The organism is Myxococcus sp. AB025B (assembly GCF_006518215.1).
Classification (GTDB): domain Bacteria; phylum Myxococcota; class Myxococcia; order Myxococcales; family Myxococcaceae; genus Myxococcus; species Myxococcus fulvus.
On record NZ_SRLW01000023.1, the window covers coordinates 1 to 25,308 of the forward strand.

A 25,308-nucleotide genomic window follows, 5' to 3' on the forward strand; every position below is an offset into this window, starting at 1 on the left:
GCCCGGTCCTTCTCCAGCCGGAGCACCTGCTGCCCGACGCTGACGAACAGGCGGTTCTTGAAGAAGGCGATGGAGTGGATGCCATCCTTGGGCAGCGCGAGCTTCCGGGCCTTGCCCTTCCGGGGCAGGTACCAGGCGTGCTCGTCGGTGTGCAGGTAGACGCCCTGCTCGGGGGCCGCGCACAGGGCTCGGACGGGGGCTCGGGTGGGCTGGAGCTGGGCCAGCGCGCCGTCCTCGAGTACGAACACGCCATCGTCGCCGAAGGCGTAGAGCGTGCCGTCGTGGGCGAAGAGGCGATGGAGGCCGGACTGCTCGTCGCCGAGCAACTCCAGGCTCAGGTTCTTTCCCTCGGGCACCAGCCGTCCCAGGCCGGTCTTCTCGCAGAGTCCGTAGAGGACGCCGTCATGGACCGCCGCGTCCACGAGGTTGAGACCGCCGGGGCCGCTGACCTCCTTCACCTTCCAGCCCTTGCCGCCGCCGTCGAATGCGAGCGCGGAGACGCCGAAGGCGGACAGGCCCCAGGGGGCACCGAGGTCCCGCAGGACGGGCGCCACGTAGCCGTAGGGCAGGGCCTTGGGCAGCTTCGCGCGGGTCCAGGTCTTGCCGTCGTGGATGAGCAGGCGGTTGAAGTCGACGTCGTAGGAGAGCCCGTTCGCCTCGAGCTCGTCCTCGTCGATGTCCATGTGGATCTGCTCCAGCCACACGCGGTCATCCCACGGCTGGTTCCATTTGATGCTCTTGTCGAAGTCCCACAGGTCGTCGCCCGCGGTGTCGCCGTGGTCGGAGTCCGGGTGCGGCGTGCCCGCGAGCACCATCACCGTCCCGTCCGAGGTGACGTGCACGTCCGCGAACACCTGGGCCGTCGTGTACACGTCCGGCGTGGCCTGCTTCGCGGCCGAGGACTGCTTCGCGTTCGAGGTCTTCTTCGCGTTCGAGGTCTTCTTCGCGTTCGAGGTCTTCTTCTCGGTGGGCGCCTTGCCCTTGGCGTCCGGCTTCGCGCCCGACAGCACTTCCAGCTCCCGCACCAGCGCCTTGTCACCCAGCTTCTTGGCGCGCTCCAGGAGCGACTTGCCGCCGACCTTCACGTCCAGGTTGGCGCCGAGCGCGCGGAGCGCTAGCAGTCGACCCACGCGGCAGGGCGTGGTGACGGGACCCTTCAGCTCGGCGGACACATCCCAGTCCCCGACGTGGAGCAGCCCCTGCGCGAGGTCCTTCGCGCGCTGTCCCTTGGCCGTCCGCGGCTTGCGAGCGCGGAGCCACTCGAGGAATCCCTCGTCCGCGAAGGCGCCCTCCAGCCCCCGGAACGCGGAGGCATGGTCATCCGGATGGAAGGGTGAGGGGCGCGGGTTCTCGGCCACCCAGTCCAGCAGCACCTGATAGGCATCCGGCTTGCCCTTGCGCGCGCGGTGGATGGCCTTCCACGCCATCACGCCGCGCTCGGCCCGCCGCTGCTCGGGGCGGTCCGCATCCAGCGACTGGCTCTCGGCCAGCAACTCCTCCGCCTGCTTCAGCCGCGCGGGCGTGGGGTCCGTGCGAAGGATGTTCTCCGCCTGCTGCGCCAGCGCGAGCGCGCGAGCACGGTGCGCCACCGTGTCGCCTCCATCCGCCTTCACCTTCTTCGTCAGCTCGAGGATGCGCCCACGCACCGCGCGCTGCGGCTCCTGGAGCCTGCTCTGCCACTCACCAGGCGAATGGTCCCGGTCTCGCTCGTAGGCCCAGTTCAGCGCATGCAGGGCCTCCAGGTGGTCGGGCTGCGCGGTGAGGACCTGCTGGAGCAGCGCCTTCGCCGTGCCGAAGCTCCGGGGGTACTGGTCGAGCAGCTTGTCGGCGCGGGCGAAGAGCGAGTCGACGTCGGAGGCACGGAGCTTGGGCATGGGGGCGTGCATACCACCCTCCCGGCACGTCCGCGCTCCTCAGTGCGGCGCGGCGGCGGTGTCGCTGGGGACTGGCGCGCTCGTGTTCCGGCTCACGCGGGGGAAGAACAGCCCCGACACGAACGCCGCCACCGAGAAGGCGCAGATGAGCCAGAAGTTGATGTTCAACCCCGTGGTGAGCGCCCCGCTCAGCGACTCGAGCATCGCCTCCGGGATGGCCGCGTGCCCCCGCTCGGGCCCGAGCAGCGCGTTGGCGGCCGACAGCGGCACCGACGGGTCCTTCATCAGCTGCGACACCATCACCCCGCCCATCAGCCCCACGCCCAGCACCCCGCCAATGGTGCGGAAGAACATGTTGCTCGCCGTGGCCACGCCCCGCAGCTCCCAGCCCACGCTGGTCTGCACCGCGATGAGCAGCGCGGTGGACGCGAAGCCCAGCCCCACTCCGAACAGCGCCATGGCCACCTGGAGCGCGATGAGCGACGCGCCCTGGACGAGCAGCAGCGTCATCAGCACCGTGCCCACCATCGTCAGCCCCAGCCCGCCGACGATGAGCGGCCGGAAGCCCGTGCGCAGAAGCAGCTTGCCCGCGAACACCGAGGCCAGCGGCCAGCCGACAATCATGGGTGTAATCATCCCGCCCGCCACCGTGGGCGAGCCGCCCAGCACCGCCTGCACGTACAGCGGCACGTACGTGGTGGCCCCGAACATCGCCGCGGAGAACAGCGCCCCGGCCACCGAGGAGATGGCGATGGCGGGCGACTGGAAGATGCTCATCGGGATGACCGGCGCGGGCGCCCGGCGCTCCACCGCGACGAACGCCCACAAGAGCCCCAGCGCCACCGGCAGCGCCCACAGGTTCATCCCCACGCCCTGCACCCCGACGAGCAGCGCCACCACGCCCGCGCACAAGAGCGCCGCGCCCGCGTAGTCCAACTGCTGCGGCTTTCGCTCCACCTGCTCGTGGAAGAACGCCACCACCAGCGCGAACGTCAGCACGCCCACCGGCACGTTGATGAAGAAGATCCAATGCCAGCTCAGGTACTTCACGATGAGCCCGCCCGTCACGGGCCCCACCAGCCCCGCCACGCCCCACACCGCGCTGAACGCGCCCTGCACCCGCGCGCGCTCCTGCATCGTGTACAAATCCCCGATGATGGTGAGCGCCACCGGCTGGATGGCGCCCGCCCCCAGGCCCTGCAACGTCCGGAAGGCGATGAGCAGCCCCATCGACGTCGCCAGCCCGCTGGCGATGGAGCCCACCAGGAACAGGCCGATTCCGAACAGCAGCACCGGCTTGCGACCGTACAGGTCCGCCAGCTTCCCGTAGATGGGCACGGTGATGGTGGACGCCAGCATGTACGCGGTGAAGACCCACGCGTAGCGCTGGATGCCACCCAGCTCGCCCACCACCGTGGACATCGCGGTGGACACGACGGTGACCTCCAGCGCCGCCATGAAGAGGCTCGTCGCGAGCGCCAGGGTCGTCAGGGGACGGTGAGTCTTTCGCATGATGTCGGGCGGGGTGGGGTCGCCCACTTCTAATGGCCACCTCCCACGGACGCCAGCGCCACTCTTTTCGGGTACTTGGAAAACCGGGGAAAAGCCCGGAGACCGTGTCGATCCGAGCCTTGCTCGTTCGTCGCGGAGAAAGAGTGGCGAGTGGCGCGCTTGGTCCATGGCCCGGGGGGGCCTTCAGGAGCGGTCGGACCGGGCGCGCGCCACTCCTTCGAGGAGCTTTATGAAGAAGACACCCGGAGTCCTGTTGGCGGTCATCGTCCTGGGCTTGTTCGTGGCCATCAGTCGCAGGCCGGACACCTTCCGCGTCGAGCGCACGGCCCACATCCAGGCTCCCGCCGAGCTCGTCTTCACGCTGGTCAACGACTTCCGCTCCTGGGAGCAGTGGTCGCCGTGGTGGAAGCTGGAGCCCACGCAGCAGGTCTCCATCACGGGCGCGCCCTGGGGCGTGGGGGCCGTCTATGAGTGGCGGGGAGCGCGCACCGGCTCCGGGCGGATGGAAATCCTGGAGAGCCGCCCGTACGAGTACGTCCGCATCCGGGTCGACTTCCTGGAGCCCATGCGCGCCACCAACACCACCGAGTACGTGCTGACGCCCGCACCGGACGGGGTGGCGCTCACCTGGGTGATGGCCGGCGAGAACACCTTCGCGGGCAAGGCGCTCCAGCTCTTCTCCAGCATGGACGAGGTGATGGGGCGCGACTTCGAGCGGGGCCTGGCCGACATCAAGCTCGTGGCCGAGTCCCTCCGGGGCGCCGCGAGGCCCTCCGTGGGCGACGCGGGTTTGCGCGGCGACAGCGACTCGCGGGACGCCGCGCTCGACGTCGTCGTCACCCGGCAGCACCCGAACCACGAATAACGTGTATTTGTTATCAGGCGGATGCGGCGTCGAGCGACGGGGCGGCGCCGTGACACCTGGGACACGCAACCTTGGGGGCTCCTGGCCGATACTGAATCTGGATTTCTCCAGACAACGGCCGAGACATGTCACCCCGGATTCCCCCACCGAGCCGTCCCGCTGCCTCCTCCACGTCCTCGCAGGCCCGCGCCTCGGAGTCCGAGACACAGCCGCCCCAGGCCGCGTCCCGCCATGGCAGCGCGGGTGCGCGCGGACCTGGGGTGAAGGACTTCTTCGACGACGTCCGCCAGAAGCGCAACGCGGAGGCGAAGCGCGCGCCCACCCAGGCCTCGCAGGTGGACCACGGGCCGGTGGCCCGGGCCTTCTCGCGCAAGGACGGCAGCCTGCTGGCGACGCCGCTGGTGCCCAGCGCGGCGACGGTGCCCACCCAGGCCTCCAGCCGTCCGGGCATGGGCGCCATCCCCTACGACGGCGGCACGACGTTCCGCGTGTGGGCGCCCAACGCGCAGCGGGTGCAGGTGGCCGGCGACTTCAGCAACTGGCAGTCGGTGGAGCTGCAGCGCGAGCCCAGCGGCAACTTCTCGCTCGACGTGCCCGGCGCGAAGGCGGGCGACCAGTACCAGTACGTGGTGCAGGGCAAGTACGGCGACTGGCGCTGGAAGGGAGACCCGCGCGCCAACGACGTGACGAACTCCACGGGCAACTCCATCGTCGTGGACCACAAGGCCTACGAGTGGAAGCACGACTGGGAGTTCAAGATGCCGCCCTGGAACGAGGCGGTCATCTACGAGATGCACGTGGGCACGTTCAACGACGAGCCCGGCTGGGGCCCCGGCAACTGGCAGAGCGCCATCGACAAGCTGGACCACCTGAAGGAGCTGGGCATCAACGTGGTGGAGCTGATGCCCTCGGCCGAGTTCGCCGCGGACTTCTCCTGGGGCTACAACCCGGCCTTCCCCAACGCGCCGGAGAGCGCGTACGGCACGCCGGATGACCTGAAGCGCTTCGTCGACGAGGCGCACAAGCGCGGCATCGGCGTGGTGATGGACGTCGTCTACAACCACCTGGGGCCCAGTGATTTGCCCCACTGGGACTTCGACGGCGAGACGTACGGCAAGGGCGGCAGCTACTTCTACACGGACTGGCGCGCCAAGACGCCCTGGGGCGACACGCGCCCGGACTATGGCCGCCACGAGGTGCGCGACTACCTGCGCGACAACGCGATGATGTGGCTGCGCGACTACCACATGGACGGGTTGCGCCTGGATGCCACCAAGGAGATCCGCCAGGCCAGCGGCGCGAACAACCCCGAGGGCTGGCAGCTCTTGCGCGACATCAACGAAGCCGTCAACCGCGAGTTCCCGCAGAAGCTCATCATCGCGGAGGACCTGGGCAACGAGGCGGGCCTCACGCACCCGGACGGCGCCAACTTCGACACGCAGTGGGATTCCAACTTCGTGCACCCCATCCGCGCGGCGCTGACGGCGCCCTCCGACGCGGCCCGGGACATGAACGCCGTCGCCGACGCCATCCGCTTCAAGTACAACGGCAGCGCCAACCAGCGCGTCATCTACACCGAGAGCCACGACGAGGTGGCCAACGGCAAGCAGCGGCTGCCCAGCGAGGTGGGCGGCTGGGACGCGGGCGGCTACCACGCCAAGAAGAGCTCCATCCTCGGCGCCGCGCTCACCCTGACGAGCCCCGGCATCCCGATGCTCTTCCAGGGCCAGGAGTTCCTCGAGGACGGCCACTTCCAGGATGGAGATCCGCTCGACTGGAAGAAGAAGGAGACGTACGCCGGCATCAACCAGGCGTACACGGACCTCATCAAGCTGCGCCGCAACTGGAACGACAACACGGCGGGGCTGCGCGGTGAGCACGTCAACGTCCACCACGTGAACAACCACGACAAGGTCGTGGCCTTCCACCGCTGGGACAAGGGCGGCGCGGGCGACGACACCATCGTCATCGTCAACTTCGGCGGCAAGCACCTGTCCAACTACGAGCTGGGCCTGCCCTCCGACGGCACGTGGAAGGTGCGCTACAACAGCGACTGGAAGGGCTACTCCGACAACTTCGGCAACGCGCAGAGCTTCGACGTGGGCGGCCGCTGGACTGGGAAGGACGGCCTGCCCGCCAGCGGCAGCCTCAACAACCTGGGGCCCTACAGCGTCGTCATCCTGTCGAAGGACAAGTAGCCCCGCCGCGCTTCGGACGCGGTGGGGACTGACCCGGGCCCCTGTTGCTTGAAGGACAGGGGCTCGCCCCCCGTGGACAATGTCGTGTGCGGCGGTCCTCCGGCACAACGGCCGGCATGGCCAGAAACACGATGGTGGTGGTGGCGCGCCCGGAGTGGGTCGCGGGCGGCAGTCCCTGGTGGTCGACCTTCAAGGTGACGCTGCTCAACCTGTCGGACGAGGCGGTGGTCAACCCCGCCATCGGCTTCCGGGTGGCGCCCGACCAGGTGGTGCAGAACAACTACGGCCTCGTGTGGCGGCGCCACGGCGACACGCTGACGGGCACGCTGGTGGCCGAGCGCCAGACCATTGCTCCGCGCGCGTCCCAGGAGTTCCGTCTGTCCATCCGGACGGAAGGTGCGCACCGGGGCGCGCTCCCCTCCTGCTTCACCGTGGATGGCGAGCCCGCGGACCCGCCGCGGGATGTCGAGCCGCCCTCGTCTCCCCGGCGCGTGCGCGCGACGCTCGTGGGCTCGCGGCTGCTCACGCTGGGCTGGGACGCGTCCACCGACAACGTGGCCGTCGCGGGCTACCAGGTGACGTACTCGAGCGTGGACCGGGAGGAGTCTCGGACGCTCACGTGCACGCGGCCTTCCATCACCCTCACCGGCCTGACGCCTCGCACCGAGTACCTGGTGTCGGTGGCGGCGTATGACTTGTCCGACAACCTGTCGAAGCTCACGCCTCCGGTGATGGTGCGCACGGCGGCGCCCTCGCCGGACGCGGGAGACTGGGACGTGCCCCGCGCGCCCTTCCTGGACCTGGCGTCCGCGCCCCGGCCCGTCGTGTCGGAGCTGGCGCGGGCGTGCGGGCTGGATGGCGTCATGCTCGGCGGGCTGGGGGTGCGCGCGGGCGGCGCGCGGAAGGTGACGTGGGGCGGACACCTGCGGCTGGTGGACGCGGTGGACGGGCGCTCCCACGAGGCGGAGGCCTCCGTGTCCGACTATGGCAAGGAGGACCTGGCGGCGTTCCGACGAAGCGGGGGCAGGGTGGTGCTGTCCTTCGGCGGCGGCGCCGGGCTGATGCCACTGGAGGTCGAGGAGACGGATGTGGCCCGCCTCGTCGCCACCTACGCGGCCATCCTCCGCAACTACCAGGTCCGTCACCTCGACTTCGCCTTCGACAGCGCGTTCCTCCACGATGACGCGGGCCTGGAGCGCCACGTGGCGGCCATGTCCCAGCTCCTGCTGGTGTGTCCGTCGCTGAAGCTGTCGTACTCGCTGCCGGCGGATGGCGCGCCGGGGGCGCTCGCGGGCTTCAACGACGCCGGAGTGCGCCTGCTCCAGCGGCTGTCCTTGGCGGGAATCGAGCCGTCGCTCGTCAATGGCCTCCTGCTGGAGCTCGGACCGACGGCGCCCGTGGACACCTTCGAGTGCTGTGCCCAGGCGCTCCACGGCATGCACGCGCACCTGTCCGCCGCCTTCCCGCGCTGGGACACCGACAAGGTCTGGCGGCGCCTGGGCGCCAGCCCCCTGTTCGGCGGACATCCCAACGGCCGCGACTTCACCCTGGAGCATCAGCGCCGGCTGGTGGCGCTCGCCCACACGCTGCGCCTGGGCTGCCTCTCCGGCCGCGCGGGTGTCCGGGACACGGGCCTGTCCTTCTCGCGGTGCATCGCCACCTACCTGCCGGGCGCGACCTCGACACCCGCGCTCACGTCGTGAGCCCCTCCCCGAAGTACGACGCGCGTCGTTGACAACATACGATTCGAATCGTACTTTGGGGGCATGACGACTGAGGCCATTCCCACGGAAGTGGAGCTCGCCATCCTGGGCGTGCTCTGGAAGCGCGGGCCCTGCACCGTGCGGGACGTGCACGAGGCGCTGGGGCGCGAGGACGGCAAGAGCGCCGGCTACACCACCACGCTCAAGCAGCTGCAGGTGATGGCGGCCAAGGGGCTGGTGAGCCGTGACGAGCGCTCGCGCAGCCACGTGTACGCGGCGAGCATCGGTGAGGCGCGCACCAAGCGGCAGCTGGTGAAGGACCTGCTGGAGCGCGTCTTCGGTGGCGCGTCGGGTGAGCTCGCGGTGCAGGCGCTGTCGCTCAAGCCCGCGTCGAAGGAAGAGCTCGAGGACCTGCGTCAGCTGCTGGACGAGAGCAAGGGGAGCAAGCGATGAGCCCGACCTGGCTGATGGAGGAGGGCGCCCGGGTGCTCACGGTGTGGCTGGCCCAGGGCGTGTGGCAGGCGAGCCTCGTCGCGCTGGTCGCGGCACTGGCGCTGTGGCTCCTGCGCGGCCGCTCGGCGCGGCTCCGGTACGCGGTGGGGTGTCTGGCGCTGGCGGCGCTGGTGCTTGCGCCCGTGGGCTCGCTGCTGCTGTCGGCCCCGGAGGCCGTGCGGGAGGAGGCGGCTTCGCGCGCCGTCGAGGTGGCCCCGTCCGGGCTCGAGGGGGCGCGGACGGAGGTTCCTCCCGTGGGAGCGCGCGTGTTCGTGCCCCAGGCGGCGGCGTCCGGTGACGTCCTCGGACCGTGGCCCCGGGTGCTCGGCGGGCTCTGGCTCCTGGGCGCGTGCGTGGGGCTGGCGCGGCTGCTGGTGGGCGGCTGGCGCACGTCGCGGCGGCTGGTGCGGCCGGCGACGCCCGTGTCCTCGGCGTTGAGCCAGACGGTGTCGCGCGTCTCGGAGCGGCTGGGGCTGCGGCGCGCGGTGCGCACGCTCGAGTCCCCGCTGGCGCCGTCCCCGCTGGTGGTGGGCGTGGTGCGTCCGGTGCTGGTGCTGCCCCAGGGCGTGGGGGAGCGCCTGTCGTCCGCGCAACTGGAGTCGGTGCTGGCGCATGAGCTGGCCCACGTGCGTCGTCACGACACCGCCGTCAACCTCCTGCAGTGCCTGGTGGAAACGCTGTTCTTCTTCCACCCCGCGGCGCGGTGGCTGTCCGCGCAGGTGCGGCTGGAGCGCGAGCACTGCTGTGACGACGTGGCGGTGGGCTTCTGCGGCAACGTGCGGCTGTACTCGGGCGCGCTGCTGGGGCTGGAGGAGCTGCGGCAGTCGGGGCCGGCGCTGGTGCTCGGCGCGGGCAGCCATCCGCTCGCGGCGCGGGTGCGCCGCCTGCTGGGGCGCACGCCGGTGGAGGCGCCTCGCGGGAGGCGGTGGGCCCGGCGCGTGGGAAGCGCCCTGGGGGTGCTGGCCGTCTCCTTCGCGGCCTGGGCGTGGGAGGCTCCGGCGAGCCCGCCCCGTGACGGCAAGGGCATGCTCGCGGCGGGGATGTGCTCGCGCCCCGTGTACCCGAAGGACTTCACCGCCATCGCCACCCACGTGAATGGGGACCGCACGCTGCGCCACCGGCTCTTCGTCTCGCGCTGCGGTCGCATCCGGCTGGAGGACGCCACGGGCGCGTCCGTGTACACGCTCCTCTTCGACGTGGGCACGGGGGAGAGCGCGATGCTGAATGCCCGCGAGCACACCTACGAGACGCACTGGGGCGACAAGGAGCCGGGCCTCCCGCTGCACCTGCCCGGGGGCTGCTCGTCACGGGGCCCAGGCTGCGAGCGTCAGGCGGAGGAGGCGGTGGCGGGACGTCGCGCCCAGCGTTGGCATCGCGTGCACTCGGCCCATGACACCGTGACGCGGTGGATGGACCTGGAGCTGGGCTACCCCATCCGCGAGGAGTCCGAGCTGTTCGGCACCCTGACGCTGTCGGACATCCGGCTGGTGGAGCACGGCGCCGCGCTCTTCACCCTCCCGAGCGACTACCGGGCGGAGCCAGCGCCGTAGCGGCGCCTCAGGGCGCGGGCTTCGCGGTGGGGCCCACCTTGGCGAGCAGCGCCTCGCGGGGGATGCGCAGCGTGAAGGTGGAGCCGCGTCCCAGCTCGCTCTCCACGTCGATGGTGCCCGCGTGCGCCTCGACGATCTGGAGGGTGATGAAGAGCCCCAGGCCCATGCCGCCGTAGTTGCGCTCCGACACCGCGCGCACGAAGCGCTCGAAGATGCGGCGCTGCTGGGTGGGGGCGATGCCGATGCCCTCGTCCCGCACGGTGATGACGGCGTCCGTGTCCGCCGCCCTCGCGCTCAGGTGGATGGGCTTGCCCGCGCCGTACTTGATGGCGTTGGTGACCAGGTTCGTCACCGCCTGCTCCAGCCGCCGCCGGTCCCACGTGCCCTCGATGGGCCCGGCGACGTCCACGTCCAGCCGGCAGCCCGCGACGTGGGCCTGGGGCGCGTAGCGCTGGGCGATGTCCCGCAGGATCGCGGACAGGTCCATGCGCTCGGGCTCCACCGAGAGCCGGCCCACGTTGATGCGCGAGACATCCAGCAGGTCATCGATGAGGTCCGCCAGCTTGCGCACCTGTCCGCTCGCCGAGGCCAGCTCGCGCGACAGCCTGCCGTCCGCCAGGAGCGCCTGGGGGTTGGTCTCCGCGATGCGCCGCATGGCGGTGAGCTTCAGCTGCAGCGGCGTCAGCGGCGTCTTCAGCTCATGCGAGGCCACGGAGAGGAACTCGTCGCGCGCCCGCAGGGCCTCGCGCAGCCGCTCCAGCTCCCGCGTCTCCTCGGCGTGCTTGCGCTGGGTGAAGTCCCGCGTCACCTTGCCGAAGCCCCGCAGCTCCCCGCTCTCGTCGAACAGGGCGGTGATGACCACGTTGGCCCAGAACCGGGTGCCGTCCTTGCGCACGCGCCAGCCCTCGTCCTCGAAGCGGCCCAGCCGGATGGCGGACTCCAGCTCCCAGGCGGGCTTGCCCCAGGCGATGTCCTCGGGGGGATAGAAGCGGCTGAAGTGCTGGCCCAGGATTTCGTCGGCCCGGTAGCCCTTGATGCGCTCGGCGCCCAGGTTCCAGCTCGCGATGTGGCCCTCCACGTCCAGCGTCAGGATGGCGTAGTCGGAGACGCTCGCGATGAGCAGCCGGAGCTGGTCTTCCGTGTCCCGCCCGGCGCGGTCGCTCCGCGAGTACGTGATGATCCCGTCGTTCGAGTTCAGAAGGTGGTCGTGGTTGTCGCCCAAGGTGCCCTCTTCCAGCCGCCTAGGAGAACACGTCAGTGTCGACACGCAAGCGTCCAGCCCACCCTTTCGTCCAGTAGACGAAGGCGTCCCCCTCCTGCCAGGGCGGTGGATGGACCGGAAGGCCCCCCGCCCGCCCTGGGCGAGCAGGCGAGGGAGCACCCGGAGCAAAGCGGCCAGCGTCAGGCCGGGGCGTCCTCGCCGAAGGCGCGCTCGACCAGGGCCTTCAACGGCGCGTGGGCGGGCAGCGTCCCGAAGCAGGCGCCGTGGGCGCCGCCCAGCCGCGTCTCGCAGAAGGTGTCGGCGACCTGGCTGTTGCCGGCGCGCAAGAGCAGCGAGGCCTGGAGCGCCAGGGCCAGCCGCTCCACGACGAAGCGCGAGCGGCCCTCCAGCGTGGCCGTGTCCGCGAAGTCCTTGGAGATGCGGGCCAGCTCCGCGTCGAACGCGGGGTGACCTCCCTGCGCCGCCATCAGCTCCTGGAACAGGGCCTCGCGGCTGGCGGGCTCGCGGGTGGCCGCGCGCAGCACGTCCAGGCACTGGATGTTGCCGCTGCCCTCCCAGATGGAGTTGAGGGGCGCCTGGCGGTAGAGCCGGGGCAGGTTGGACTCCTCGACGTAGCCGGCGCCGCCCAGGCACTCCTGGGCCTCGTTGACGAAGATGGGCGCGCGCTTGCACACCCAGTACTTGCCCACCGCGGTGGCCATGCGGGCGAAGGCCGCCTCGCGCTCGTCGCGGGAGCCTGCGTCCACGGCCCGGGACACGCGCGCCGTCAGCACCGTGTGGGCCTCCGACTCGAGCGCCAGGTCCGCCAGCACGTTGAGCATCAGCGGCTGGTCGATGAGCCTGCGGCCGAACGCCTTGCGGTGGCGCGTGTGGTGGATGGCCTGCACCAGCGCCTGGCGCATCAGGCTGCTGGAGCCAATCATGCAGTCCTGCCGGGTGAGGGCCACCATCTCCAGGATGGTCGCCACGCCGCGGCCCTCCTCGCCCACCATCCACGCCACCGCGCCCTGGAACTCCACCTCCGAGCTGGCGTTGCTCCAGTCGCCCAGCTTGTCCTTGAGCCGCTGGATGCGGATGGCGTTGCGCTCGCCGTCCGGCGTGAAGCGCGGCAGGAGGAAGCACGACAGGCCCCCCTCGGCCTGGGCGAGCACGAAGAAGGCGTCGCTCATGGGCGCGGAGAAGAAGAACTTGTGCCCCACCAGCGAGTACGGATTGCCGGGGCCCTTCTCCCCCAGCCGGTGGGCGCGCGTGGTGTTGCTGCGCACGTCGGAGCCGCCCTGCTTCTCCGTCATGCCCATGCCGATGGTGACGCCCGTCTTCTTCTCGGACGGGATGAAGCGCGGGTCGTACGACGGCGCGGTGACGAGCGGCAGCCACTGCTGGGCCAGCCCCGCGTGGTGGCGGAAGGTGGGCACGCACGCGTACGTCATCGTCAGCGGACAGCTGGTGCCCTGGTCCGCCTGGTTGTGCAGATAGGCCAGCGCCATGCGCGCCACGTGCGCCCCGGGCGTCTGCTCGTGACGCCAGGCGAAGTTGGAGATGCCGTGGCTGATGGCCGCCTCCATGATGCGGTGGTAGGCGGGATGGAACTCCACCTCGTCCAGCCGGTGGCCATAGCGGTCGAAGGGCTTGAACTTCGGCTTGTTCTCGTTGGCAAGGAAGCCCTGCTGCATCAATTCGCCGCCCACCAGCGGGCCGTACTTCGCGATGTCCGCCTCCGCCCAGCCGCCGCCCTCGCGGTGGATGGCCTCCCGCAGGGGCAGGTCGGTCTTCCAGGCGTCGTACACCAGGGGTGGCGCCTGATTGGTGACTTCATGGGTGGCGAAGGTGGGCGCGAGGGGGGCTGAAGAACTCATGGGGGAAGGATAGGCGAGCGGTTCGGGCCGGGCGAGCGCAACCTCCGCGCCGGCTCGCACCCGAAGTGAGGGAGCGGGGTGTCCCGTCAGAAGGTCATCGTCATCACGAGCGTGTCGGAGTAGGTGCCCGCCGGGACGGTCTGCTGCGCGGGGATGCGCCCGTAGATGGGCACGGTGACATCGATGGCGAGTAGGGGGATGACCGGCCCGTAGCGCGAGGTCCCCGAAGCGCCGTTGCCCCAGACGAGCAGCCGCGCCGCGTCCACATAGAGGTTGTACGAGAGCGTGTTGGAGGCGGGGCCTCGCATGCTCCGGTGCGCGTGGGTGCCTGATTGCCCCGGGCTCAGGTCGATGGTCATCGGCGTGAGCTGGAGCAGACATTGGTAGGTGATGCTCCCCGCGGTGTCGAGCGGGAGCGGCGAGGTGGGGGTGTAGTTGGCGAAGTTCAGCCCCACCGCGCTGCGAATCTGGCACGCCGCCCGTGCCTGTCCCGGCGCCAGCAGGCCCAGGCCCGCCAGCACGAGTGCCCCCGCTCCCAGGGCTTCACTTCGACGCCTCATCCACACACCCCACGGTTCCCAGGTCGATGACCTGGCCCGCGAGGGATGGGACCTCCAGCGTCGCGGCGCATCGTCCACCGGGGTGGGTGACGTGCGCCAGGTGGCGTCCGGGTGGGATTCCCACCAGTTCGAACTCCCCACGCCAGCCGATGGGTGAGCTGAAGCGCTGCCCGTCCACCACGAGCTCCAGCTCGCCGTGCGCGGGCCTGGCCTGTCCACCCGCGAGCACCAGCGTGCCCCGGAAGGCGCGCACCGAGTCCACCTGGAAGTCGAGCACCACGCCGCCCCGTCGCCACGGCGCCACCAGCTTCTCCGTGGTGCGCACGTACACCTCCAGGGGGAGGTCCCCGTCGGTGAGCGACAGCCGGTTGGCGCCGTACGCCCGCAGCCGCGTCACCAGCAGCTCGCCGCGCGAGTCCGTGTGGCCGATGAGGTGGTTGTCCAACCGCACGCCCACGCCCTCCACGCCCTCCACGCGCACCAGCGCGTAGCCCTGGTCCACCGCGCGCGTGGCGTGGATGCGCCCGCCCAGGGCCACCAGGCCGCCGGACACCTCGGCGGCGCCCACCAGCACGCCCTGGCGCCACTCCGCGCCGCCCGCATAGCGGCCCACGTCCGTCTCGTACTCGACGCGCGCGAGCGCCCGGTCCTGCCGCCCCGCCTGCGCCTGGACCTGGAAGCCCAGGCCGCCCTCGAGCGGGATTCCCCGCGACAGGTCCACCGCCGTGTCGCCGCCGCGCTGTCCCTGCGTGTGGCCCACCGTGCCCGAGGTCCTCGCATCCAGGATGGCCGTCAGGTGCACCATGCCCTCCAGCGCGGAGGGGCCTCGGGACTCCTGGTTGCGGCTGGCCGAGAAGGAGAGCATGGCCCGGTCCATCACCTGGGCGGACGTGGACGCGCTCAGCCACGTCGTCCACCCGCGGCCCTTCCAGCGCGTCACCGCGGCCTGTCCCCCCAGGCTTACGCGGCTGCCCAGCGCCACGAAGAGCGAGCCCCCCGCCTCCAGCCTCGGGTGCGCCCCCGGCGCCAGGCTCGCGTTGGCGTAGTGGGGGCTGAGCGCCCGCGTGAAGAGCGAGCCCCCCGCCCACCGCCCCTGGAGCGAGTAGCCCAGGCCGGCCGCGAGCCCCGTGCGCCGCTCGCTGACGCTCAGCGCCTGCGACACCTCCAGCTCCCCCAGCGGCAGCTGCAGCCACTGCACCGCGCCCGTGCTGACCAGGTCCGGCGACAGCTCCAGCCGCACGCCTGGCGTCAGCCACGACGTGGCGCCCATCCGGAAGTGGCCCAGCATCAGCGGCCGGCCGTAGTCGAAGCTCTCCGTGGCCAGCGACTCGCGCTCGACGCCGAGCGACAGCTGGTAGTCCGCCACCCCCGGCGCGAGCAGCTGCGCGCCCAGCGAGTACGCGGCGCTGACCTCGCGCGTGCGGCCGAAGGCGTCGCGCACCACGTAGCGCGCGGTGCCCTCGCCGCGCGGCACGGCCAGGTTCTCCAGCCGGTAGGGGCCCGGCGGCAGCTCGCTGCGGCTCACCAGGCGGTTGTTGACGTACACCTCCAGCGTCGACGGCGTGGTGACGTCTCCGGCCAGGTCCTGCACCGGGTTGCGCACGAAGTAGGGGTTGAGCTCGAACGAGCGCAGCACGTGCGCGCCCGCCACCACCGCGCCGCCTCCCAGCACGCCCCCGTAGCCCGTGGCCTCGCCGGCGATGGCGCGCAGCATGTGCTCGGGGAAGTCCACGGTGAGCTGGCTCAGCCCCCGCAGGGGCGTGGCGCCGGGGTTCCAGCGCGCCTGGGTGGTGAGGAGCACGCGGCCCAGCGACGCGCCCGTCTCGCCGAACAGCGACACGCGCGCGTTGCGGGCATGGGCCGCGTAGTTGACGAACGCGCTGGGGCTGCCCGTCAGCGCGTAGCCGGGCGGCGCCGCGGGGCTCAGGTTCACCCGCGTGGTGGCGAAGGCCCAGGCGGGCAGCTCGCACACCAGCTCCGTGGTGCGCTCGTCCAGGTGGAAGCGCGCCCCCAGCGACTGGAGCGAGACGTAGTCCTGTCCCTCGAGGCGCTCCACGCCCGCGCCCAGCCTCCCCACGTCGACGCCCGCGGCCTCCAGCGCCACGACGGGCATCAGCACGTCCTCGCCCCGCAGCCTCGGGAAGACATCGCCCCGGGGGACACCGTTGAGCGTCAGCCCGACGACGATGGGCGCCTGGATGGTGGCGGGCTCCACCGCGCGCGCACGGCCCCCGTGCAGCGCCAGCATCAGCGCCAGCGCCGCCCACGAACACCTCGCCGTCGCACGGCTCATGGGACGGCGGGCGCCGCGCAGGGGACGGAGGCCTTCACGGGCGAGGACTGGCGGAACACGCCCTGGTCCGTCTCCACCTCCACCTCCAGCGAGCGGATGCGCTGGCACTGCGCCGCCGGCGTCTCCAGGGCGAAGACGCGCGAGCCGCCCGACAGCACGTACCAGCCGGGCTCCTCCTGCTCCACCAGCCGCTGGCCCTTCTCATCCAGCCCGCGCACGCGCGCCTGGCGGATGAAGAAGCTGACGGTGCCCGGGTTCTTCACCCGGAAGTGGAACCGCGACTGGCGCAGGTCCACCTCCTCCACGCGTGCCTGGAGGTCCTTGTGCAGGGGCGCGACGAACACCGGCACCGAGACGCGGGTGAGTATCTTCAGGCCCATGCTCGGTGGCACGGGGCCGAAGGGTGGCAATTCCTCCACGATGAGCCGGAAGGTGCGCTCGGTGTCCCGGGGAGCCGAGGAGATGCCCACCCGGATGGGGCGGGACTCCCCCGGCTCCAACGTCAACATCGACGGGAAGAAGAACACCTCCTGCGTCGGCTCGAGACTCATGCGGCCGGTCTCGTCCTGGGTCCACGTGTGCATGGACGCCTGGAAGCGCGTGGTCTCGTCGCCCAGGTTCTTCACCGTCACCACCACTCCCCGGGCGCCGCCGACGAGCTCCAGGCGCACGGGGTTGACCTCGACGGAGGCGGCGAGCCCCGGGACGGGCAGCGCGAAGAGCCACAACGCCCACCAGCGCAGGTGGCGGGCCCAGGAAGACAGACGCGGATGCATGGTGCCTCGGGTGGCTCAGAAGGTGATGGTGGCGACGACGGTGTCGTTGTACGTGCCGGACGGGACGACCTGCCCGCGCGTCACCGTGCCGTAGACAATCACCGGCGTGGACAGGCCCGTGCCGATGTACGGCAGGCCCGTGCCCGCGGTGTTGCCCCAGACCACCAGGCGCGCCAGGTCCTGGTAGAGGTCATAGGCCAGGTAGTCATTGGAGTTGGTGTTGCGCATGCGCCGGTTCGGCACCGCGTCCGTCGAGCCCGTGGCGGGGTGGGTGCCCTGACCCAGCGTCACCACGGCGGTGCTCAACAGGGTGCACTGCACCGTCAGCGTGCCGGTGCCCAAGAGGTCGATACCGCCGGCCGAGTTGACGACCACCGGGTCGTAGTTGCCGAAGTTGAGCGTGCCGGAGTTGATGGTGCACGCGGACGCGACGGTGGCCGTCACGGTGAGGTTGGCGGTGGCCGTGGCGGCGTCGGCGCTCGGGGCGGTGAGGAGCGCGGCGGCGGCGGTGGCGGCGAGGGCGCTTCGAATGGCTTTCATGTGTGTGACTCCAGCGGCGGACGGGGGAATCCCTTCCGCGGCGTCTGGCCATTGCAGACTGGGCGCCAACGCCCGTGGCGCCAAGGCGGCCAGGCGTGGGGCGCCGCGCACTTCACGCTCGCGGCGTGGAGTGCATGGCACTCCCGGCCCCGCGGGGCCGCGGACTTTCCACCGCGGGTCGTCCGCCGGGGCGCGGGCGCCCCGGGCGCGCGTCGGGGCGCCCGGGCTGTGCGGGCCCGGAGGGTGGGCGGGTTTCCCTCTCGGGCCCGCTGCTTTCCCTCCCGGGCCCCACGGGGACTCAGGGCTGGAAGGCCTCCTTCACGGCATCCAGGGGAGGATTGGCGCCCGTGGAGGGATTGGTGCAGCCCTGGTTGAGGGTCCAGATGATGGTGCCGCCGAAGCCGTTGGCGCGGGCCCACGCCCCCTTGGCCGCGATGGCCTGCGGCGAGTCATACGAAATCCACCGCACGGTGCCATCCACCACGGGACGGGTGAAGGTGACGTAGCTGGACTGGGCCGCCGCGTCCCAGCGGTAGGTGCCGCTGGCGGACAGCTGGAGGATGCGCGCGTAGGTGAAGTCGTTGTCGCTGCCCACGTAGTCGGACCAGTCGGTGTAGGGCTGGTAGGGGCCGGTGATGTTGCGCCAGGCCATGCCGTAGAAGGGCATGCCCATGCCCAGCTTCGCCTTGGGCAGCCCCGCCGCCACCCAGGCGTTGAGGCTGGAGGACACCGACGTCGGATGCGTGCCGGACTCGCCCGTCAGCGCGGAGCTGTACCACGAATCCCAACCGCCCCAGGGGCCGGTCATCTCGTACGTCATGACATTCATCTGGTCCATGTAGGGCACCAGGTTGGTGAACCACGGGTCCGCGTCCTCGGGGAAGTTGGCGTTCACCCAGTTGATGGGGATGGTCATCAGCATGTTGGGCCGCGCCGCGCGCAGCTCCCGCACCAGCGCCAGCAGGTTGGGCTTGTCCTCCGGCTCGATGGGCTCCCAGTCGATGTCCAGGCCGTCGTAGCCGAAGCTGTCCATGGCGGCGAGGAGGTTGCTGACGAAGCGGGCGCGGTTGGCATTGGAGGCGGCGCCCACCCAGCCGTCGTGCTCTCCGGAGCCGCCCACCATGATGAGCGCCTTGCGGCCGGCGGCGTGCGCCCGCGTGGACAGCGTGCGGGCGATGGCCGGCCCGTTGTCGTTGTCGAACTGGGTGTTCACCGTGCCGTCGGGGTTGGGCGTGACGCGGCCGACCAGGATGTGCGTCAGGGCGCTGAAGTCCACCTTCTCCGGGGGGTACAGGTCCGCGTTCCAGCCGGTGTAATAGCCAGACACCCACAGCCCGCCGCCGGGCGCGGCGCTGACGGTGACGGTGGCCTCGGCGGACCGGCTGGGGTCCGCGAGGCTCTGGGCCACCACGTGGTACGTCCCGGGCGTGGCGGGCGCGGTGTAGACGCCCGCCTGGGTGACGGCGCCGCCGGCGCTGCCCTCGCGCACGCTCCAGAGCACCTGGGTGTTGGTGGTGCCCGTCACCGTGGCGACGAAGGTGCTGGTGCCGCCTGGGGGCAGGGTGACGGCGGGCGGCGAGACGCTGACCTGCACGGGCGCGGGCCCGTCCGAGTCCTCCAGGCGCACCTCGTCGAAGTAGAGCGTGGGCAGCGCCACCCCGCGCGCCTCCTGGAGCACCAGGCCCTTCAGGCGCGAGCCGATGGAGAGCAGGGCCGACAGCGGCACCCGGCACGTCACCCAGGTGTTGGCGCGGATGCGGCCCCCGGTGCAGCGGGCGCCCAGGGGCGTGCCCGGCGTGAGCACGTTCTCCTGGAAGGCGCGCACCTGCACCGCCGCGGACTCTCCGCCCGTGCCGCCGTGCACGCGCAGGACCAGGGTGTCGGTGGCCGCCACCACCCGGGGCTCCGTCTGGAAGAACAGGCCTTCATTCGCTCGCATCGTCACGGAGATGGAGTGTCGTCCTCCGGAGACGGGCGAGGTGTTCGTCAGCGAGTGTTGCGCCCAGGAGAAGTCCTGCCAGGGCGCCACCATGCCATCCAGGTATATCCAGCTCGTGATGGCCAGCCCCTGCTCCTGGGGGACCTCCGCCCTCGGCTCCTGCGCGTGTGTCTCCCAGGCCGACAGCAGCACCACGGCCATGGCCATCCATCCCACCCAGCGTTTCATGTATTCTCCTCTCGGGGCATGTCGGGCACCGCGCTCAGCAGCGGCGTCGCACGGGCCATGGGCCCCGGTGGCGGTCCGAGATGGACGGGCCACGGGAGGCAAGCTGGGTGAAGAGTCCCCGGCAGCAAACCCCGCCCCCAGTCCCAGACGGCGGCCGTGAGACGACATTCACGCGGCGACTGGGACAATGAATGGCGTCAATCCCTTACAGGAGGCGCCCCTCGTCTGGGATTTCAGCCGCGCTCTGTCGGCTCCAGGGGTGGTGATTCGGACCCGGCTTGCCCACGGCGCCCCGACGTGGGTGGGCCCGGGTGGTCATGGCGCCTGTCGGCCGGTTGGCCCTAGCATCCTCGGGCGAGCCGCGACCGGGACACACGAGGAATCGCTGGGGGTGGGGCGGACATGAGCAAGTGGGGCTTGGGCGCGTCGCCTGAGGCGACCGATGATTTGCTCTCCACGGGTTGTCTCGTGGAGGGCTTCCGGGGGCTGCGGCTGCTCGGCGAGGGCGCGTCGGGGCGTGTCTACCTACGGTCGCCGCCAGGTAGCCCCGCAGGACGTCCGCGGGATGGGGGGCTTCGGAGGGGCCATCGCGCCGAAGGATCGGGCCACCTCCCCAGGCCGCGTTGAGCCCTCGGAAGTAGCCCACCAGGCCCAGGCCCGCCGTGGGGCCCATGTTGAGGATGCCGAGCACATGAACAGCGTCTGATAGCTCGTGGGTTCCATCGGGCCCGGGTCGCCATCCAGCGCCGCGTCGCGAGCGTCCATCGTCAGCTCGCGCAGGTTGTGATGGGGTTGACGCGGCGAGAAGAGGGAGTCCTCCTGCTCGCTGGTGGAGGAGGACAGGGAGGACACGGGGGTGACGGGCATCTTCTTGAGTCGTGACATGGGTTCCTCGGTGGAGGGCCCCGATGCTCGGCATCCTGCGGGGCCCACGTCACCGTGAGAGCAATCACCATGCCTTGACACGCGGATGGTTGATGCAGACGTATGTGAAACGGCCGGGCGACATGTCTGTCAACTTCCGTGGACAACGCCTCTCGTTCCCGTCAAACGCCGTGGACGCACCGTGCGGATGCGACGCCAGTGTCCTCCCTGGGCGGGACGTGGCGTGGTCCCTGCAATGACTGTCCGAGCCCATGCGCTCCCTCTGGCTCGCCAGCATTGCCGTGCTTCGAACGGGTGGTATCGTGACTGACATGGTCACCCCCGAGGCTCGCATTGCCCGTGAGCGAGATTTGTATCTCGCGGTGCTTCGCGTCATGGATGCACCCAATCCCCTCCAACCCCTTCAGGATGTCCTGACCTCTCTGGTCGAGCTGGCCGACGCGCAACGAGCGGGGCTCGAACTGTATGGAGATGGCTCGGTCGAGCGCCGGGAGTGGTCGCTCTTCCATGGTTGTTCGGAGCTGGAGCGCGAGGAGATTCGCGAGCTGACCTCTCGCGGAATCGTCGCGTCGGCCATCGCCGCTGGCAAGTCCGTGCACACGGCGCACGCACTGCTGGACGCACGCTTCTCCGGCTCCGCCAGCGTCAAGTCCCAGCGATTGGAGGCGGTGCTCTGCGTGCCCCTGGCGGGACGACTGCCGGGCGTCCTCTATCTCGAGGGCAAGCGCGGTGCGGGGCCCTTCTCCGAAGAGTTGGTGATGCTCGTGGAGTCCGTGGCCCACTTCCTGGGCACGGCCGCCGAGCGGGCCCTGCTCCAGAACAAGGGGCGTGGGGATGACCCGACCCACCCCTACCGGCAACGCTTCCAACTGGAGGACATCGTCGGGCGGAGCCCGGGGATCGCACAGGTGTTCGCGCAGCTCGCCGTCGCCGCACCGCTCGACGTGACGGTGATGATCAGCGGCCCCTCGGGGACGGGGAAGACCCAGCTGGCGCAGGCGCTCCACGTCAACAGCAAGCGCAGGCTGGCGCCCTTCGTGGAGCTCAACTGCGCGGCGGTTCCGGAAGGGCTCTTCGAGAGCGAGTTCTTCGGGGCCTTTCCCGGGGCCTTCCCTGGGGCGCGCCGGACCATCGGAAAGGTGGAGGCGGCGGAGGGCGGGACGCTCTTCCTGGATGAAATCGCGGAGATTCCCCTGGCCGCGCAGGCCAAGCTGCTCCAGTTGCTCCAGTCCCGACAGTACTTCCCGCTGGCCAGTCCCAAGCCCTTCAAGGCGAATGTCCGCCTGGTGGCCGCGAGCAACGCCAACCTGGAGCAGCTCGTCCGCGAGCGGCGCTTCCGCGAGGACCTCTTCTACCGGCTCAATGTCCTGCCTGTCCGGATGCCCTCACTGGCCGAGCGGCGAGAGGACATCGCCCCCTTGGTTGAGGCACTGCTCGCGCGGCTGGCCGAGGAGAATGGCCTGCCGAGATTGAGCCCCTCTCCCGCGTGCTTCGCCGCCTGCGAGACGGCGGAATGGCCCGGGAACATCCGTCAGCTCCGGCACCGTCTGGAGGCCGCGCTCATCCGTGCCAGCGCCGAGGCCGCGACGTTCCTGGAGCCACGCCACCTGTTCGAGTCGGCAGCCGTTTCACCGGCCGGAATCATTTCATTCCATGAAGCAACACGCCGCTTCCAACGAGACCTGCTGCGCCGCGAGCTGGAGTGCGTGGATTGGTGTGTCACGGATGTCGCCCGGCGGCTCGACCTGACACGCCAGCATGTCTACAACCTGATGAAGGCTTTCAGTCTGACACGGGAATCCAAATAAGCAGACAGTTGAAGTCCCACCCGCAGTCCCGGAGTGCCCCATGCCCCCGACGCCGTTCTACGATGACTCCACCCAGACGCCTCAGAACTCGGTGCAGGATTTGAGGAACTGGTGGATGCCCACCGTCGAGAAGTTCCCCACGAAGGGGTACCGGGCCTACAAGGTCCAGGTGAAGAGCACGATTCCGAATGCCTTCACGTTCGACTTGATGGCGCTCGACGGAGCCTCTCCCACGTGTGTGGGGTTGACGGTCGACCTCGGGAACCCCGCGGACGTGTGGCCGGGGCTGCCGTCGACGGCGGTGTTCGCGGCGGGCAGGCAGGCGCTGGCTGCTCAACTCGCTAAATGAGGGGATCCATCAGGTGCCAGGGGTGTCTTCTTTTCTGAGGCGTGTATGACAGAGATGCGCGCCAGAACTTGAGACAAGCATGCCGCCGCTGGAGAACTGGAGGCAGGCAAGGCGTATGAAGAAGCCCGGCGAGCGACGAAGGCGGCGGGTGATGCTCAATCCCAGGCCCGCAGGGCGACGAGTGAGGCAATAGCCGCGAAGAACGTGGCAGGTGAGGCAAGGAGCGAGGCCGCCCGCGCCAGGTCTGAAGCGACCGCCGCCAAGAACGAAGCTGCTCGGGCCAGATGCGAAGCGGAGGTCACCGCAAACGGCTCGGCGGGCAGAACCACATTCTCCTCGGGCACTTTGCCGGACACACCTGACGCAGGTCGTACCGACGAGGCCTCATCGGGAACGTGAGAGGAGCGGAGGTCTGACTGGCCCCGTACTTTCGCGGCCTTCCAGGGTGCTCTGAATCCCAGGTTCCACTACACTTCCAGGAAACCTGTGACTCCCAGTTGGAGACGAATGATGTTCAGTGTCTTTCCGCGCACCCTGCGAAGCCTCGCCGCCATGGCGGCCCTCCTGTCCCTGACCGCCTGTGGCGACGACGACAACACCCCCGAGCCGCCCGGGCCCCTGGCGTGTGACGCCTCCACCTACGCCGAGGCCGTACGCAACGCGGCGGAGCCCACGAGCGCGGACATCTCCACGGACCTGTGGGCCATCAACCCGTCCAACACGAAGCTGGTCTGGAACGAGGACAAGACGGCCGTGCGCATGGCCATCTGGACCACGTTCCAGGGCTACACGGTGGGCCAGAACACGCTGACCCGCGAGGTGTGGGTCACCCCCGCGCCGCAGCTGCAGACGTTCTGCAAGACGGTGCCCCAGGACAAGCTGGTGGCGCGCGTCAACCAGTACCTGGGCCTGCCCCCGGCGGGCGAGAGCGACAACGGGCGCTACATCGTCGAGCTGTGGGTGAAGCCCTCGGACATGTTCCGGCCCTGCCCGGACTCGGAGATCGACGACGGCAGCTGCGGCCTGCAGTTCCCAGAGTCCGCCACCAACGAGCACAAGAACTGGATGAACGCGTACTTCGCCTCCAGCTACGGCTTCTGGCAGCGCACGCAGTACCCGTGGACCGGCCTGGGCTACACGTATGACTGGTGCAACGCCGACACGCACGTCGGCGCCAGCGAGTACGTGGTCCGCTCCGGCTCCATCGTCGACGTGACGGGCAAGTTCGAGCGCGCCGTCTACTGCGCGCAGTAGTCGCCGCACCGCCCTCCGGTCCGCTCACCTGAGCCGTGAGCGGGCCGTGGGCTCCAGCAGCAACGTCTCCGGTTCCGCCTTCAGCCTCGCGCGCAGCCCGGGGCGCACCGTCTCCTTCCAGCCGCGTGAGCCCTCCAGCCGCTCCACGTGCGCGCGGTACGCCTCCCGACTCGCGAAGCGCGTGAAGTAGACGACCACGTGCTCCCCCTCGCGCACGGGCAGCGCGGGGAAGGTGTTCGTCGCGTGCTCGCTCTGGAACACCGCCAGGGGCGTGGCCCCCGCCTTCGTCAGCTCCGGCACCAGCTTCCCCTCGACGTACTCCACGAACGCCGCGTCCACGGGCGCGTCGCGGTGGAGAAGCGTCGCCACGATGAGTGAGCCGGGCAGCTCGCGCGCCTCCGCTCCCGGGCGCGCCTGGGCTGGCGCGGGGAACCCCCGTCGACCCGGGAGCGGCCTCAACAGGAGCACGTTCGACGAGTCCAGCATCGTCGCGTTCGCGGCCTCCCGGTGCGCCTTCCACACCGGGCTGCCATAGAAGGACCTCAGCGCCGCCTCGCGCGCCACCATGTCCGAAAAGCCGCGCAGCCACACGAAGCGCTCGGGCCTCGCCGCGTCACGGAACTGACCGACGAGCCGGGCGCCTCGCTCCTCCTGGCTCTCGATGAACTCCCGCTCGAACAGCGAGACGAGCACGTCCCGCTGCCCCTCGCGCAGCGTGTACTGCCTCAACTCCAGCACGGCGCAGCATTCATCCGACGACGGTTTCACGCGCGTGACTCCAGCACCGGAGGCCGGCGGGAGCGCGTGGGCCGTCCACGTCAGGGACACGCAGAGAACGAGGAGGGGCAGTCGCATCGGGCCTTCCGGAAGAAGAAGGCCCCCACGGTACGGACGAACTAGGACAGTTCCGGTCCTCATTCGGACGGCCCGCGCCGCGCGGCTCAGGGCACGTAGGCGACGCAGTCGATCTCCACCATCAGCCCCTCGTCGGGGAGCGCCGACACCTGCACGGTGGTGCGCGCGGGGCGGTGTCCGGCGAAGACCCGCTCGTAGACGGCGTTCATCCGGCGGAAGTCCTTCATGTCCGTCAGGAAGACGCCGCAGCGCAGGACGTGCTGGAGGCTGGAGCCGCCCGCCACCAGGATGCGCTCGAGGTTTCGCAGCACCTGCTCCGTCTGCGCCTCGATTCCCTCCGCCTGCTTCCCGGTGGCCGGGTCCGTGGCGGCCTGTCCGGAGACGAAGAGCAGCGACTCCAGCTTCATCGCGGGCGAGTAGGGGCCCACGGGCTTGGGCAGCCCCGGCGCGCTCACGACTTCGTGTTTCGTCGACGTCATGGGTGGATGCCTCCTGGAGCCGGGGACCCCACATGACCTCCCAGGGCGAGTCAAGTGGGTCCGGTTCAAG

At 70.4% G+C, this 25,308-nt stretch carries 18 protein-coding genes and 1 pseudogene; 8 read left to right on the top strand and 11 right to left on the bottom strand.

The annotated features are described in order from the left end of the window. Positions 1 to 1,874: pseudogene (locus tag FL311_RS06005) on the bottom strand (hypothetical protein); the annotation flags it as partial. Positions 1,875 to 1,913: 39 nt separating this feature from the next. After that, positions 1,914 to 3,386, bottom strand: a complete 1,473-nt coding sequence (locus FL311_RS06010; protein ID WP_141323976.1) for an MDR family MFS transporter — start codon at positions 3,384 to 3,386, stop codon at positions 1,914 to 1,916. Between the two features lie 229 nt (positions 3,387 to 3,615). Here FL311_RS06010 and FL311_RS06015 point away from each other — a divergent pair, with 229 nt between their 5' ends. The 5 genes from FL311_RS06015 (at position 3,616) to FL311_RS06035 (ending at position 10,194) form a co-directional block, all read left to right on the top strand. Beyond that, positions 3,616 to 4,251, top strand: a complete 636-nt coding sequence (locus FL311_RS06015) for an SRPBCC family protein (protein ID WP_141323977.1) — start codon at positions 3,616 to 3,618, stop codon at positions 4,249 to 4,251. Between the two features lie 260 nt (positions 4,252 to 4,511). Next, the gene (locus FL311_RS06020) at positions 4,512 to 6,449 is read left to right on the top strand and encodes an alpha-amylase family glycosyl hydrolase (RefSeq protein WP_228556695.1); all 1,938 of its coding nucleotides are present in this window, start codon (positions 4,512 to 4,514) and stop codon (positions 6,447 to 6,449) included. Between the two features lie 116 nt (positions 6,450 to 6,565). Continuing rightward, on the top strand, positions 6,566 to 8,152 hold the full coding sequence (locus FL311_RS06025; RefSeq protein WP_141323979.1) for a fibronectin type III domain-containing protein: 1,587 nt from the start codon (positions 6,566 to 6,568) through the stop codon (positions 8,150 to 8,152). A 63-nt stretch (positions 8,153 to 8,215) separates the two neighbouring features. Continuing rightward, positions 8,216 to 8,605, top strand: coding sequence for a BlaI/MecI/CopY family transcriptional regulator (locus FL311_RS06030; protein WP_141323980.1), 390 nt, complete (start codon positions 8,216 to 8,218; stop codon positions 8,603 to 8,605). Further along, a complete protein-coding gene (locus FL311_RS06035; RefSeq protein WP_141323981.1) occupies positions 8,602 to 10,194 on the top strand; it encodes a M56 family metallopeptidase in 1,593 nt (530 codons plus the stop codon). The genes FL311_RS06030 and FL311_RS06035 overlap by 4 nt, the downstream gene beginning before the upstream one ends. A 7-nt stretch (positions 10,195 to 10,201) precedes the next feature. On the opposite strand, the gene FL311_RS06040 is transcribed toward FL311_RS06035, so the two are convergent. The 7 genes from FL311_RS06040 to FL311_RS06070 all read right to left on the bottom strand — a co-directional run bounded on the left by FL311_RS06040 (position 10,202) and on the right by FL311_RS06070 (position 19,608). Continuing rightward, positions 10,202 to 11,416, bottom strand: a complete 1,215-nt coding sequence (locus FL311_RS06040) for a PAS domain-containing sensor histidine kinase (protein WP_228556696.1) — start codon at positions 11,414 to 11,416, stop codon at positions 10,202 to 10,204. Between the two features lie 179 nt (positions 11,417 to 11,595). Continuing rightward, entirely contained in the window at positions 11,596 to 13,272 is a 1,677-nt protein-coding gene (locus FL311_RS06045) for an isovaleryl-CoA dehydrogenase (RefSeq protein WP_141323982.1), read from the bottom strand. 86 nt (positions 13,273 to 13,358) lie between these two features. After that, positions 13,359 to 13,832: a spore coat U domain-containing protein gene (locus tag FL311_RS06050; RefSeq protein ID WP_141323983.1), complete on the bottom strand. Its 474-nt coding sequence runs from the start codon at positions 13,830 to 13,832 to the stop codon at positions 13,359 to 13,361. Continuing rightward, a complete protein-coding gene (locus FL311_RS06055; protein WP_194869074.1) occupies positions 13,816 to 16,125 on the bottom strand; it encodes a fimbria/pilus outer membrane usher protein in 2,310 nt (769 codons plus the stop codon). The genes FL311_RS06050 and FL311_RS06055 overlap by 17 nt, the downstream gene beginning before the upstream one ends. Further along, a complete protein-coding gene (locus tag FL311_RS06060; protein ID WP_141323984.1) occupies positions 16,122 to 16,901 on the bottom strand; it encodes a molecular chaperone in 780 nt (259 codons plus the stop codon). The genes FL311_RS06055 and FL311_RS06060 overlap by 4 nt, the downstream gene beginning before the upstream one ends. 15 nt (positions 16,902 to 16,916) lie before the next feature. After that, positions 16,917 to 17,441, bottom strand: a complete 525-nt coding sequence (gene pru, locus FL311_RS06065; protein WP_141323985.1) for a fruiting body spore coat protein U — start codon at positions 17,439 to 17,441, stop codon at positions 16,917 to 16,919. Between the two features lie 298 nt (positions 17,442 to 17,739). After that, the gene (locus FL311_RS06070) at positions 17,740 to 19,608 is read right to left on the bottom strand and encodes a glycosyl hydrolase family 18 protein (RefSeq protein WP_141323986.1); all 1,869 of its coding nucleotides are present in this window, start codon (positions 19,606 to 19,608) and stop codon (positions 17,740 to 17,742) included. A gap of 1,196 nt (positions 19,609 to 20,804) precedes the next feature. On the opposite strand from FL311_RS06070, the gene FL311_RS06075 reads away from it, so the two are divergent. From FL311_RS06075 to FL311_RS06085, 3 genes are all read left to right on the top strand, one after another. Next, positions 20,805 to 22,301: a sigma-54-dependent Fis family transcriptional regulator gene (locus FL311_RS06075; RefSeq protein WP_228556702.1), complete on the top strand. Its 1,497-nt coding sequence runs from the start codon at positions 20,805 to 20,807 to the stop codon at positions 22,299 to 22,301. Positions 22,302 to 22,341: 40 nt separating this feature from the next. Next, positions 22,342 to 22,650, top strand: a complete 309-nt coding sequence (locus tag FL311_RS06080) for a hypothetical protein (protein ID WP_141323989.1) — start codon at positions 22,342 to 22,344, stop codon at positions 22,648 to 22,650. A 507-nt stretch (positions 22,651 to 23,157) separates the two neighbouring features. Then, entirely contained in the window at positions 23,158 to 23,904 is a 747-nt protein-coding gene (locus tag FL311_RS06085) for a hypothetical protein (RefSeq protein ID WP_228556697.1), read from the top strand. 24 nt (positions 23,905 to 23,928) lie between these two features. On the opposite strand, the gene FL311_RS06090 is transcribed toward FL311_RS06085, so the two are convergent. Both FL311_RS06090 and FL311_RS06095 read right to left on the bottom strand, forming a co-directional pair. Continuing rightward, on the bottom strand, positions 23,929 to 24,672 hold the full coding sequence (locus tag FL311_RS06090; RefSeq protein ID WP_228556698.1) for an NIPSNAP family protein: 744 nt from the start codon (positions 24,670 to 24,672) through the stop codon (positions 23,929 to 23,931). Positions 24,673 to 24,845: 173 nt separating this feature from the next. Then, complete coding sequence (locus FL311_RS06095; protein WP_074958353.1) at positions 24,846 to 25,238, bottom strand: RidA family protein; 393 nt, start codon at positions 25,236 to 25,238, stop codon at positions 24,846 to 24,848. Positions 25,239 to 25,308 lie beyond the last annotated feature (70 nt).

Bases quoted from the DNA above. Each gene is read 5' to 3' on its own strand.
- FL311_RS06085 (WP_228556697.1), top strand. From the start codon at position 23,158: ATGATGTTCAGTGTCTTTCCGCGCACCCTGCGAAGCCTCGCCGCCATG.
- FL311_RS06010 (WP_141323976.1), bottom strand. From the start codon at position 3,386: ATGCGAAAGACTCACCGTCCCCTGACGACCCTGGCGCTCGCGACGAGC.
- FL311_RS06045 (WP_141323982.1), bottom strand. From the start codon at position 13,272: ATGAGTTCTTCAGCCCCCCTCGCGCCCACCTTCGCCACCCATGAAGTC.
- FL311_RS06075 (WP_228556702.1), top strand. From the start codon at position 20,805: ATGGTCACCCCCGAGGCTCGCATTGCCCGTGAGCGAGATTTGTATCTC.
- FL311_RS06015 (WP_141323977.1), top strand. From the start codon at position 3,616: ATGAAGAAGACACCCGGAGTCCTGTTGGCGGTCATCGTCCTGGGCTTG.
- FL311_RS06080 (WP_141323989.1), top strand. From the start codon at position 22,342: ATGCCCCCGACGCCGTTCTACGATGACTCCACCCAGACGCCTCAGAAC.
- FL311_RS06050 (WP_141323983.1), bottom strand. From the start codon at position 13,832: ATGAGGCGTCGAAGTGAAGCCCTGGGAGCGGGGGCACTCGTGCTGGCG.
- FL311_RS06055 (WP_194869074.1), bottom strand. From the start codon at position 16,125: ATGAGCCGTGCGACGGCGAGGTGTTCGTGGGCGGCGCTGGCGCTGATG.
- FL311_RS06030 (WP_141323980.1), top strand. From the start codon at position 8,216: ATGACGACTGAGGCCATTCCCACGGAAGTGGAGCTCGCCATCCTGGGC.
- FL311_RS06035 (WP_141323981.1), top strand. From the start codon at position 8,602: ATGAGCCCGACCTGGCTGATGGAGGAGGGCGCCCGGGTGCTCACGGTG.
- FL311_RS06070 (WP_141323986.1), bottom strand. From the start codon at position 19,608: ATGAAACGCTGGGTGGGATGGATGGCCATGGCCGTGGTGCTGCTGTCG.
- pru (WP_141323985.1), bottom strand. From the start codon at position 17,441: ATGAAAGCCATTCGAAGCGCCCTCGCCGCCACCGCCGCCGCCGCGCTC.
- FL311_RS06060 (WP_141323984.1), bottom strand. From the start codon at position 16,901: ATGCATCCGCGTCTGTCTTCCTGGGCCCGCCACCTGCGCTGGTGGGCG.
- FL311_RS06025 (WP_141323979.1), top strand. From the start codon at position 6,566: ATGGCCAGAAACACGATGGTGGTGGTGGCGCGCCCGGAGTGGGTCGCG.
- FL311_RS06095 (WP_074958353.1), bottom strand. From the start codon at position 25,238: ATGACGTCGACGAAACACGAAGTCGTGAGCGCGCCGGGGCTGCCCAAG.